This window comes from bacterium (assembly GCA_027622355.1).
In the GTDB taxonomy this organism is placed as follows: Bacteria; UBA8248; UBA8248; order UBA8248; family UBA8248; genus JAQBZT01.
The window spans coordinates 1-6947 of the sequence record JAQBZT010000163.1; the positions used below are offsets into that span (position 1 = coordinate 1).

Annotated in this window: 7 protein-coding genes; 5 read left to right on the forward strand and 2 right to left on the reverse strand. The window is 64.2% G+C overall.

The genetic code is table 11. The features are described from left to right. A partial coding sequence (locus O2807_10035; protein MDA1000833.1) for a DMT family transporter occupies window positions 1-875 on the reverse strand: 875 nt, incomplete at its 3' end. 113 nt (window positions 876-988) lie between these two features. Between O2807_10035 and O2807_10040 the strand changes: the two genes are divergently transcribed. Continuing rightward, complete coding sequence (locus O2807_10040) at window positions 989-3196, forward strand: DUF3604 domain-containing protein (protein MDA1000834.1); 2208 nt, start codon at window positions 989-991, stop codon at window positions 3194-3196. A gap of 27 nt (window positions 3197-3223) precedes the next feature. Here O2807_10040 and O2807_10045 read toward each other — a convergent pair whose 3' ends face one another. Beyond that, window positions 3224-3466 (reverse strand): hypothetical protein, encoded by a 243-nt coding sequence (locus tag O2807_10045; GenBank protein ID MDA1000835.1) that lies wholly within the window; start codon window positions 3464-3466, stop codon window positions 3224-3226. A gap of 412 nt (window positions 3467-3878) precedes the next feature. Here O2807_10045 and coaD point away from each other — a divergent pair, with 412 nt between their 5' ends. From coaD to O2807_10065, 4 genes are all read left to right on the forward strand, one after another. Further along, the gene (gene coaD / locus O2807_10050) at window positions 3879-4364 is read left to right on the forward strand and encodes a pantetheine-phosphate adenylyltransferase (GenBank protein ID MDA1000836.1); all 486 of its coding nucleotides are present in this window, start codon (window positions 3879-3881) and stop codon (window positions 4362-4364) included. Window positions 4365-4395: 31 nt separating this feature from the next. Further along, a complete protein-coding gene (locus O2807_10055) occupies window positions 4396-5589 on the forward strand; it encodes a pyridoxal phosphate-dependent aminotransferase (GenBank protein MDA1000837.1) in 1194 nt (397 codons plus the stop codon). Further along, a complete protein-coding gene (locus tag O2807_10060; GenBank protein MDA1000838.1) occupies window positions 5589-5828 on the forward strand; it encodes a hypothetical protein in 240 nt (79 codons plus the stop codon). Before O2807_10055 ends, O2807_10060 begins: the two co-directional genes overlap by 1 nt. A 6-nt stretch (window positions 5829-5834) precedes the next feature. Beyond that, on the forward strand, window positions 5835-6947 hold a 1113-nt coding region (locus O2807_10065; GenBank protein MDA1000839.1), incomplete at its 3' end, for a hypothetical protein.

The window sequence follows — 6947 nt, forward strand, 5'->3', positions numbered from 1 at the left end:
CTTGCGGCGATGAGCATCACGCCCGCCGCGATGAGGGCTGCGCCCCACAATTTTTGCCTTCTTCCCCCCTCCCGGAGGATGAACACGCCCATCGCCGCACCGATGATGACGCTCACCTCCCGCGCGGCCACCACATAGCTGACCATGCTCATCTTCATGGCGTAGAGCACCAGACCGTATGAGCCCATCGTGAAGGCGCCGCCCAGCGCCACACGCACGAGGAGCCTCTTTTCAGACAGCAGCCGGCATACCTGTTTGGCGCGGCCATTCGAGAGGGCCAGGGGAGCGGTGAAGAGGCATGTCAGGGCAAACATCAGGTAGATGTAGATTTCAGGGGCGATGCGGGAGACGCCTGCCTTGTCCACGACCGAGTACAGGGCGATCACCAGGCCGGTGACGAGGGCCCACCGCACCCCCTTCTCCTTCCATCTGCGGCCGGGCGCCGCCCAGTCCGCCCGCCCGAATCCGGTCAGGTGGGTCAGGTAGATCCCGATGACGATAATTGCGATTCCCGCTCCCCCTTGTGCGGAGATGCGCTCCCCCAAAGTGAGGGCCGCGATGACGGCAGCGAACAGGGGCGCGGAGCCGCGGGCGAGGGGATAGACGATCGACAACTCCCCCGTGCGATAGGCGGTTCCGAGGGTAAAAAAGTAAACGGCGTGCAGCAATCCCGTGGCGAGGACGAAGAGCCATCCTTCCGCCGAGATGGCCTCCGGCGAAAACCACATCCAGAAAAAAGGCCCGTACATGAGAAGGGACATGCAATGCGCGGTCCAGAGCATGACGAACGGGTCCGCGCTTTCTTTCGCCAGATAGTTCCATGAGGCGTGGAAGAAGGCGGCGATCAGCAAAAGGGAAAGGGGCAGTATTCCCAATCCGGGAAACCTCGATTCGAGTCAAACGCATCCGGTCCAGAGCGGAACGGGTAGCAAGTTGACACAGCACGGGGGAAATGACTAGCTTAAGACTTCCCTTTTCAAGGTGAGTCATGGACAAACGCCTCGATCCTTACCGCTTCGACGTCGGCTCGGCCCGCGTCGAGCCCGACACCCCCATCGTGGCCGGCAGTTTTTTCACGCGGAAGCTCATCTTCACGGCGGGGAAATACGGGACGGACGAGGGCGCCCGCATTTTGATCTGCAAGCGCCTCTCCTCGGACATGGAGATCCCCCAGTTCACCGATCCCGCCGCCTCGGGCTACGTCACGGCGAGCTGCGCGAATCCGCGGGTCGCCCTCGCGCTCTCCTACCTGGAGGCGGGGTATCTCGACGACTGGCGCTCGGGGATAGCGGTCCGCATCGCGAAGGGCTACCTGAATCCGGGCGATGCGGTGGAGGTGATCCTGGGCGATACGCGGGGCGGGGGCCCCGGCATCCGCTGCCAGACGTTTCCCGAGACCCGGCACACCTTCAAAATCGCGGTTGACACCTTCAATCACAACCATTTTTACGAGATTGAAGAAGACCCCGAGGTCCGCGTGATGGGCGGCGCCCCCGCCGAGCTGCAGCTGGCGCCCGCCCAGCGGCCCGTTTTGGGGCAGCCCTTCGGCGCACTCCTCCGGCTGGTGGATTCCTGGGGCAATCCCGCGGAGGAGTTCGCGGGCGAGGTGCGGATCGAAGGGGCATCGGACCAGGATCAGGTTCCCGAGCGAGTGGTTTTTTCGCCGGCCGACGGGGGCGCGAAGAAACTTTCCGGCCTTGTGCTGCACGGGGAGGGGCCTTACCGGCTCCGGCTGGCGGAGGGCGGGGGCCTTGCGGGCGACTCGCCGCCTATCGTCCCTCGAAAGCAGGGCGAGGAATACGCGCTCTACTGGGGCGACATTCACGGGCAGACGCGCTCGACGGTCGGCACCGGAACGGTGGAGGAGTACTTCCGCTTCGCGCGCGATAAGGGCGGGGTGGATTTCGCCGCCTGGCAGGGAAACGACTTCCGCGTCCGGAAAGAGGACTGGCAGGAGGTCATCGAGGGGTGCCGGGCGTTCAACGCGCCGGGGGGCTTTGTCACGATCCTGGGCTATGAATGGTCCGGCAACCGATCGGGCGGGGGAGACTACAACGTCTATTTTTCAGGAGATGCGGCGCAGATTCACCGCAGCTCCCACGCCCGGATCGACGATCTCTCCGACGCCGGCACCGATCGCTATCCCATCTCCGCGCTTTGGGAGACCTTCCGCGGCCGCGGGGATGTGCTCTCGGTGGCCCACATCGGGGGAAGGGCCTGCAACCTGGATTACTTCGACCCCGAGTTTGTCCGGCTCGTGGAAGTTCACTCCCACCACGGGACGTTCGAGTGGTTCGTGGAAGAGGCCCTCGAGCGAGGATTCAAGGTGGGGATCACCGGCGGGAGCGACGATCACACCGGGCGGCAGGGCCTCGTCTACCCCAACCGGCGGACGAACAGCGTGGTCACCTTCGATGTGAAGGGCGGGCTGATGGGGCTGTACGCAAAAGCGCTCACCCGGGAGGCGGTCTGGGAGGCCATGAAGGCCCGCCGCACCTACGGCACGAACGGCGAGCGCATTCTTCTCAAGAGCGCCTGCGCGGGCCATTGGATGGGCGAGGAGTTCGACACCAAAGCGCCGCCGGTCATCGAGGTGGAGGTGCACGGCACCGCTCCGCTGCTCGATGTCGAGATCAGGCGGGGGAGCGAGACCATCTACCGGCACGCGGTGAATGCGCCGGAGGGGGGCGGGGGCGTGCGCCGCATCCGCGTCCAGTGGAGCGGAGTGGTGAACAAGAGCGGGCGGGACAAGAAGGTGGACTGGAAGGGCGGGATCTCCCTCGACCGGGGGCGCATCGTTTCTTTTACGCCCTACGCCCTGGATCAGTATGACGATGTGGTCCAGGGCGTTTCGAACAAGGTGCTCCGCTTTGACACGAAGACCTCGGGCGATCCCGACGGGGTCTTTCTCGATATCGAGGCGCCGGCGGGCGCGAAGCTCCGCTTTTTCAGCCATGTGGTCAGCTTCGAGGCCGTTTTGGCGGAGGTTGGTTATGAACCTTTAATCTTTCCGGGCGGGGGGGTGAACATCCGGGCGCAGATCAGCGAAGTGGCCAGGGAGCTGAAGGAGCGGGACGCCGTGTTCCGGTTCACCGACGAAGAGATTCCGAGGGGCTGCAATCCCTACTGGGTCCGGGTGCTGCAGGCGGACGGGGGGCAGGCCTGGTCCAGCCCGCTCTACATCAACTATGCGTGAGTTTGAGGTTCGCGGATTCGGGCGGGTCTAGTGCGCCAGCGCGGGCTGCATTGCCTGCAGGTTGCAGGGAAAGAAGACGGTGCGGCCCATCGAATCGCGGATGACGACGGTGAAGGCGCTGTGGTTTTTCAACATGTCCAGCATGGTGTTCAGCTGCGCATCCGTTCGGGAGCGCGCCGCTATCTCCCAGATGCGGGTGTCGGAGTGGCCTTCCGTTGACTCCTCGACCAGCCAGAGAAGCTTGGGGCCGTCGAAGATGCCGCTTTCCATGATGTGCTCCTGTATCGGGGGAGTCTCGCCCCCGTGGATTCTTGAAAAATGGGCCAGCCCAAGCCGGTCTGGCCCATCCCGGAGATGCCGGGAATTCAGGGTCTCTCAGGTCAGTTTTTTCTGTTCCGTGTACCCGGTTCCCAATCTGTCTCCTTGGTATAGATATCGGTCTCCGGCGCCGTTTCTGGAGTGAAAATCGCATCGATTTCTCAAAAAGCGGGTTGCCCCTTTGAAAACAGGGGGGACGGGGCGGGTGCCTCAGATGAGACAGGCTGGCGGCTTTCCATGAAAGAGTTGATATACAAGGGCTATTGAAGTTTCCTCCCAAATTGACTAGTTTGCCCCCGAGAAGAATTGGGGCCGCAAACGCTCCGATGCGGGGGGAGCGGCGCCCGAGGGAGAGGGAGTAGCGATGGGCATTCAAGCGGTCTACCCCGGGACGTTCGATCCGCCCACGAACGGCCATATCGATATCGTCCGCCGCAGCGTCCGCATGTTCGACAGGGTGACGGTGGCGATCTCCGACAATCCGGCGAAGCAGCCCCTCTTTTCCTACGGGGAGCGCCGCCAGTTTTTCCTGGACGAGTGCGGCGGAGAAGACGGACTGGAGATCGTTTCCTTCGACCACCAGCTCCTGGTGGATTACGCCAAGAACATCGGCGCTTCGGTGATCATCCGCGGCCTCCGCGCGGTCAGCGATTTCGACTACGAGCTTCAGATGACCCTGATGAACCGCCGCCTGGACGATGAGATCGAAACGGTTTTTCTCATGCCCAGCGAACAGTACAGCTTCCTGAGTTCGAGCCTCGTGAAAGAAGTCGCCTCCCTCGGCGGCGATGTGGGTGATTTGGTGCCGGAGTCGGTCAAATCCGCGCTCCAAAGCCGTTTCAAGAAATAGTTCCGTCTTCTCTCATTTCGGGAAAATAAACATGCGTCTTGCCTCGAGAATGCAAAATCTTTCAGCCTCCCCCACCCTGGCGATGAACGCGCGCGCGGCCGCGATGCGCGCCGCGGGCATTGACGTCATCTCTTTTGCTGCCGGCGAGCCGGACTTCGACACCCCCGGGCACATCAAGGAGGCGGCGATTCAGGCCCTCCGCGACGGGCAGACGAAATACACCGACGTGCGCGGCATCTTGCCCCTCCGGGAAGCCATCTGCGATTGGGTGTCCGAGCACAAGGGCCTCCAGTACGTTCCCGATGATGTGATTGTCACCGTGGGCGGGAAGCAAGCAGTCTTCAACGCTTTTTATGCGCTTCTTCAGGAGGGCGATGAGATCATCCTGCCGGTGCCGGCCTGGGTGAGCTACGCGCCCATAGCGGTTTTGGCGGGGGCGACGGTGGTTCCGGTCCGGACGCGGGAGGAGAACGACTTCAAGATGACGCGCGAGGAGCTGGAGGCCGCCGTCTCGCCCCGGACGCGGGCCATCGTGCTCAACAGCCCCTCCAACCCGACGGGGAGCGTCTACCGCCGCGCGGAGCTCGAAATGATCGCGGAGGTGATTCTTCCCACGCAGGCGATCATCATCGCCGACGAAATTTACGGAAAACTTCTCTATGAGGGCGAGGCGCACGTCTCGATCGCCAGCCTCTCGCCCGAGGTGAAGGCGCGGACGCTGCTCCTCGACGGCTTTGCCAAGACCTATGCCATGACCGGCTGGCGCATGGGCTATGCCCTGGGGCCGCAGGAGATCATCAAGGCGATGAACAAGCTGCAGGGCCAGAGCACGAGCAACGCCACCACGTTCTGCCAGTACGGCGGGGTGGCGGCCCTGCGCGGGCCGCACGATTTCCTCGAGGGCTGGTGCGCCGAGTACGACCGGCGCCGCAAGACCTTTGTCGAGGGCCTCGGGCGCATCCCCGGCCTCTCCGTCTCCCGGCCGAAGGGCGCCTTTTATGTCTTTCCCCGTGTGAGCCGCCTCTTCGGGAAGAAGGGCCCGCAGGGAGAGCTGAAAAACTCGGTGGATGTCGGCCTCTACTTTCTCGAGAACGCGCGGTGCGCGGGCGTTCCCGGCGAGGGGTTCAAGGACGACGATTTTATCCGGTTCTCCTACGCCACCTCGATTGAGAATGTGAAGGAGGGCATCGAGCGCCTCCGCGCCGCGGTGGAGCAGCTCGGCTGATGCTTCTCTACCGTTTTGGCCGCTTCTTCCAGGTGCTTGCCATAATCGACTGTGCGCTGGCGCTGTACATGGGCCTCTACCTTCCCGAAAAGGGTTTCGAGACGCAGATTTACGTCCTGATTTTCGCGGTGGTTCTTTTCGGCGCCGGACGGCTGCTGCAGAAGTGGGGAATGGCCTCTCTCCCGAAGAAGGGCGCCGGCTCTCCCCGCGCGGCCGGCCCCGCCAGCTCGGCCCGGTAGTCCGCCTTGTCCTCGACCGATTACCGTCCCGCCCTGCTGGATTGGTGGGATCGCAGGTGCCGCGCCTACCTTCTGGAGAATTTCGGCGCGGTGGAGTCGGAAATCCGCGAACAGCTCTCCGCGCTTCTTTTTCCCCGGGCCGCCGAGCCCACCCTGCCCGAGCAGACGCTTCCCGTCGCGTTCCTCCACCTTCGTCTTCTTGCGGGCGAGGAGCTGGCCATCACCCTCAAGCGCCTCGAGGGGATGGCCGCCCTCTATGGCATGCGCGGCGCGAAACCCAAGGTGGGAACGATCTACATGTGCCTGACGGCCCTGACCTCAACGCCCGGCCGGCTCTCCTCGCTCGCCCGGGCGCAGACGGCTTTTTTCAGCCTCCTGCTCCGGCGCGTGGCCGATCATCTCGACCGGGGAGCGGGTGAGGAGGAGATCCGAAGGGAGCTGATGGAAGTCTGGGAGATCGGCGAGGGCGCCGCCGCCGCCGCGCTGGAGAGCGCCCGGAGCTTCTGGCGGCGCACCCAGGAACCCCATCAGGGTCTCCTGCCGCTTCCCTTCGACATCGAGGAATGGTTCGGGCGCAGCGGGCTGCCGTCTCCGGCCGGGCGGGCGAACCGGTTTTTTCCCCCGGCGCGGGATTATCCCCATCTCCTTGCGATGGCCGAGCGGATCGCCGCCATGGATGTTCTCCAGGAGTCTGCCGAATCCGTGGAGGAAGGACAGATACGGGTGGCGCTGATCGAGAGCATCGCCCGCGGCATGGAGGGGCTGACGCCCTGGGAGGCGGAGGCATTGCGCCCGGTCCACCCGCTGCTCCACCGGATAAGGGAGTGGGCGGAGCGCCTGCGGCTGGTGGATGGGGGAGAGACGCCGACGGCGCACCCGGGCCGGGAGCGCCTGCCGGATTGGATCGGCGGCTACCTTCAATCTCTCTGGAGCGGTGAGGGGCACGTGGTGGCCGGCCGGATTTCTGTCGGGGGGTGGACCTACATCGCCGCCGGCATCCGTGCGACTGCCCCGGGAGAGACCGCTTCCGCCTCCCTGCTGCCCCCGCTCTCGGAGGCGCCGGGGCGGATGACGCTCCGGGTCCGGTTCGGAGACGGGAGCGAAGAGGCTCTTCTCTAT